This is a genomic window from Robinsoniella sp., from assembly GCF_034124845.1.
Window position 1 is genome coordinate 1 of the sequence record NZ_JAWYAJ010000349.1, and the last position, 3,921, is coordinate 3,921.

General features: G+C 40.9%; 4 protein-coding genes. 2 read left to right on the top strand and 2 right to left on the bottom strand.

The window, feature by feature from the left end:
- Positions 1-1,145: DEAD/DEAH box helicase (locus tag ACH2DQ_RS17540; protein ID WP_395027647.1), on the bottom strand; the 1,145-nt coding region annotated here is incomplete at its 3' end.
- A gap of 375 nt (positions 1,146-1,520) precedes the next feature.
- Between ACH2DQ_RS17540 and ACH2DQ_RS17545 the strand changes: the two genes are divergently transcribed.
- Complete coding sequence (locus tag ACH2DQ_RS17545; protein ID WP_394910650.1) at positions 1,521-1,808, top strand: CD3324 family protein; 288 nt, start codon at positions 1,521-1,523, stop codon at positions 1,806-1,808.
- A gap of 55 nt (positions 1,809-1,863) precedes the next feature.
- Here the strand turns inward: ACH2DQ_RS17545 and ACH2DQ_RS17550 are convergent, their stop codons facing one another.
- A complete protein-coding gene (locus tag ACH2DQ_RS17550; protein ID WP_394910651.1) occupies positions 1,864-2,583 on the bottom strand; it encodes a MerR family DNA-binding transcriptional regulator in 720 nt (239 codons plus the stop codon).
- A 143-nt stretch (positions 2,584-2,726) separates the two neighbouring features.
- Here ACH2DQ_RS17550 and ACH2DQ_RS17555 point away from each other — a divergent pair.
- The coding region (locus tag ACH2DQ_RS17555) for an ATP-binding cassette domain-containing protein (protein WP_395027650.1) at positions 2,727-3,921 on the top strand (1,195 nt) is incomplete at its 3' end.

A 3,921-nucleotide genomic window follows, 5' to 3' on the forward strand; every position in this document is an offset into this window, starting at 1 on the left:
CTTTTCTCATCATCAGCAGTGCATTCCGGAAGTTCTGCTATGGGCAATTTCTCCTCTGTATACGTCTCTACCATCTGTTTCATTTTCTGATCAGATTCACTGACCAGACTGATAGCGGTTCCTTCTTTTCCGTTTCTTCCGGTTCTGCCCACACGATGTACGTAGGTCTCCCTTCCCGTAGGAAAATCATAATTGATTACATGGGTTATATTCTCAAAATCAACTCCTCTTGCCGCAACGTCCGTAGCAATAAGATAATGAAAACGCCCTTCCCGGAATCCATCAATCATCCTCAACCGCTCTCTCTGCTCCAGTTCTCCATGTATCATTCCACAGGGAATCCTGTCCCTTCCCAATTTGTGGCAGAGTACATTTACCATTTCCCGGGTTCCACAAAAGATCATGCAGTCTGCCGGGTTTTCTTTCTTCAATATCCGAAGCAGTGCCTGATATTTTTCTTCCTGATCCACTTCGTATACGGTCTGCCGGATGCCGGCAACGGTTTCTGTTTCTGATTCCAGGATTATGGATACAGCATTATTCATGTAACCTTCGATCAGCTGCTTGACTCCTTCATCTAAGGTTGCAGAAAATAAAAGGATCTGTCTTCCCTGGGGAAGCATGGAAATAATCTCTTTTACCTCATCCAAAAATCCCATATCCAGCATTAAGTCCGCCTCATCTATAACCAAATATTGAATCCGGTCCAGTTTTAAGGTTTCTCTGCGTACATGATCCATGACCCGCCCTGGCGTACCTGTAACAATATGTGATTTTTGTTTTAACGTCTGTATTTGTTTATCAATGGGAAATCCACCGAAAACCGCCGGAACCTTCAATCGTTTTTTTCTGCCGATATGAAAGATCTCCATTCCAACCTGTACCGCAATTTCTCTGGTTGGCTCCAAAACCAGTGCCTGGGGTAAATTTTCCTCCCAGGTTACTTTCTGGCATAAAGGTATTGCAAATGCTGCTGTTTTGCCGGTTCCTGTCTGGGATTTTGCAACGATATCCTTTCCCTGTAATGCGATGGGAATTACTTCTTTTTGTATTTCTGTTGGTTTGAGATAGCCAAGTCCGGTAAGTGCCTCCAGAATATCACCGGACAGATTATATTCTTCAAATTGATTGTTCTCTGTTATCATTGGGTTTAACCTTATCTTTCATTTTTTTATACTGCTCCTGTATTTCTCTACTGTTCGCAATTCCTTGTAACTGCCGCAATTCTTTGTATCTACTTGCAACGTCTTGTATCTACTTGCATTTCCCTGTATCTACTTGCATTTCCTTGCATTCCTTTCATCTGGCATTTCCATCCATATTTCTTCATTATCCTTGACACCCCTGAATCACCAATGTTATACTTGCTCTAAAAAGAATCAGGAGGATGAATAACTTATGCTTAATCCGATCGTTATGACTGTATAGCAAAGGCTGATGCAGTGAATAAAATCACAAAATTTTCATTATAATAGCCTTTGCTATTCCTATTTCATTATAAAATAAATTAGGAGTGCATGATGAGCTATATAAAAGCAACACATATCTTACCGCCGGAATTAGTGGAGCAAATCCAGGAGTATATCGACGGTGAATGCATATATATTCCAAGAATGTCAGGCAATAAAAGAGCCTGGGGCGAAAAAACATATATCCGGGAAGAATTGGATTCAAGAAACCTGCAAATTTATCAAGATTTTCAATCCGGAACCGAGCAGGATGTTCTGGCACAGAAATATTTTCTTTCGCTGAAAAGTATTCAGCGGATCATCCGGCAATACCGTAAAAAATTACCGGATAACCAATAACTGTATTTTACAACATTGCGATGGGAATTTTTCCTGTCGCTTTTTTATTTTGTTGTCAGCACTCATCAAATTGATTTTGCTCAACCTGTTTGCAAAGATGATATAATGCAGATATGCTTCGCATCCGTGCTCTGTTCAATGCCGTGAGATAATGTTCTATACCAGCGACAATGGATGAAATACGATTATAATCATCAAATTCAAATTTATAGATTTCTTTTCGCATTTGCTCAATTGTGTACTTTTCCTCCCGGGCAGCCATAGACAGCTTGAGGGCATGTATCATTAATATTTCATCAATATGCCGCTGGGTAAACATGCGATAATTATTTTCTATACACCGATTAGCCGATATCAGCCCAATTTTGTCCCAATATCTGATTGTAGAAGGCGCAATCCCCGTAGCTTTGCTCACATCATCTATTGAAAACTCCTTGGATTGGTCACCATTTTGCTTCTGTAAAAATCTCTGTTTGATCTGTCCGCAGGTGCATTTATCCTGCTGAATTACCGTCAGGGCTTTATTTACCTTCCAAAAAGCCTCATCAATCCCATCAGACATCACCAGTTTTAAAATTCCTGCGATCTCCGAAATATGAAATCCATGCAGCATTTCCCGAATACAGATAAAATATGCCAGATGGACCTCTGTATAAATTCTGTAACCATTTGGCGAACGAAGGACTTTCGGAATCATTCCCAGATCTTCATATTTTCTAAGTGTGGAAGTACTTACTTTCAATCTTCTCGCTATATCAGCAGGCCGCATTAACATTTCTTCTCAGTCCTCCCTTTTCAAACATTCTAACATAGGTATAAGCTTCTTACAATCATTAACGTACTTATGACACAAATTCTTCCTTTATTGCTTTCATGTTGTATAATTAAGGTAAGAAGATATAATGATAGGAGAAATTTATGCACAGTATCAAAATTGAAAACGCAAATGAAGGTAATCTGAAAAATGTTTCCCTGGAAATCCCCAAAAACAAGCTTGTGGTATTTACAGGTGTATCCGGTTCCGGGAAGTCTACTTTGCTCATTGATGTTCTATTTAATGAATGTCAGCGCCAGTACCTGGAAGCCCTGTCTCTGCAAGGTATACACAAACCCAAAGTAGATCGTATACGTGGCGTTTCACCCGCTATTGTGATTTCCCAGACAGATACAAATAAAAATCCCCGCTCAACCGTAGGTACTGTTTCCAACATTTACACAGACTTAAGGATGATATATGAAAAGCTTGGGACCAGAACCTGCCCCCATTGCGGAAAAATAATTATGGCAGCAGACTGCAAAGAAGAAACAGAAAAAATAGGGAACGATTTCTATGTTTACATGTATTGCTGTGAATGCGGAAAACGTATGGAGAAAATTACCCGCACGCATTTTTCGTTTAACACAAAGGAGGGTGCCTGTCCGGTATGTGAGGGTCTGGGAAAAATTCATACCATCCGCAGAGCTCAGGCAGTAAATGAGCAGCTTTCTCTGGAAGATGGTGCGGTAACTTACTGGGAAAAAAAATATGGAGAATACCAAATTTCTGTACTATATGCCGCATTTAAACATTATGGTATCCCAGTTCCTGCAAATTCTCCTGTGCAACAGTTTAGTGAAATGCAAAAAGCAATTTTTTATGATGGTATAGACTGTGAGCTTGTAAAAAAAGCTTTTCCGGACCTTACCCCTCCTAAAACCGCAGCACTGGGTAAGTATGAAGGTGCCTTACCTATATTATGGCGCAGATTCACGGAAAAAAACGGAGATGTAAAGCAGTTCGCCCCCTATTTTACCACTATAGAATGTCCCCAGTGCAAAGGAGAACGTCTTGCCGAATCGGGCAGAATCGTAACTGTAAATGGAGTACGGCTGCCACAACTGTCTCTTTTTTCATTAGAAGAACTGTTTCAGTGGATTCAGGAACTTGGAGATGTCGTTACCGGGCAGCAGGAAAGCTTTGTAGCGGCATATCTGCTGGATATCCGGACAAAACTCAGCCGATTTATCAATGTAGGACTTGGCTATCTGTCTCTTGACCGCCAGACTGTTACCCTATCAGGCGGCGAATTGCAGAGATTACGGCTTGCGGCAGTCCTGGACTCCGATCTGTCCG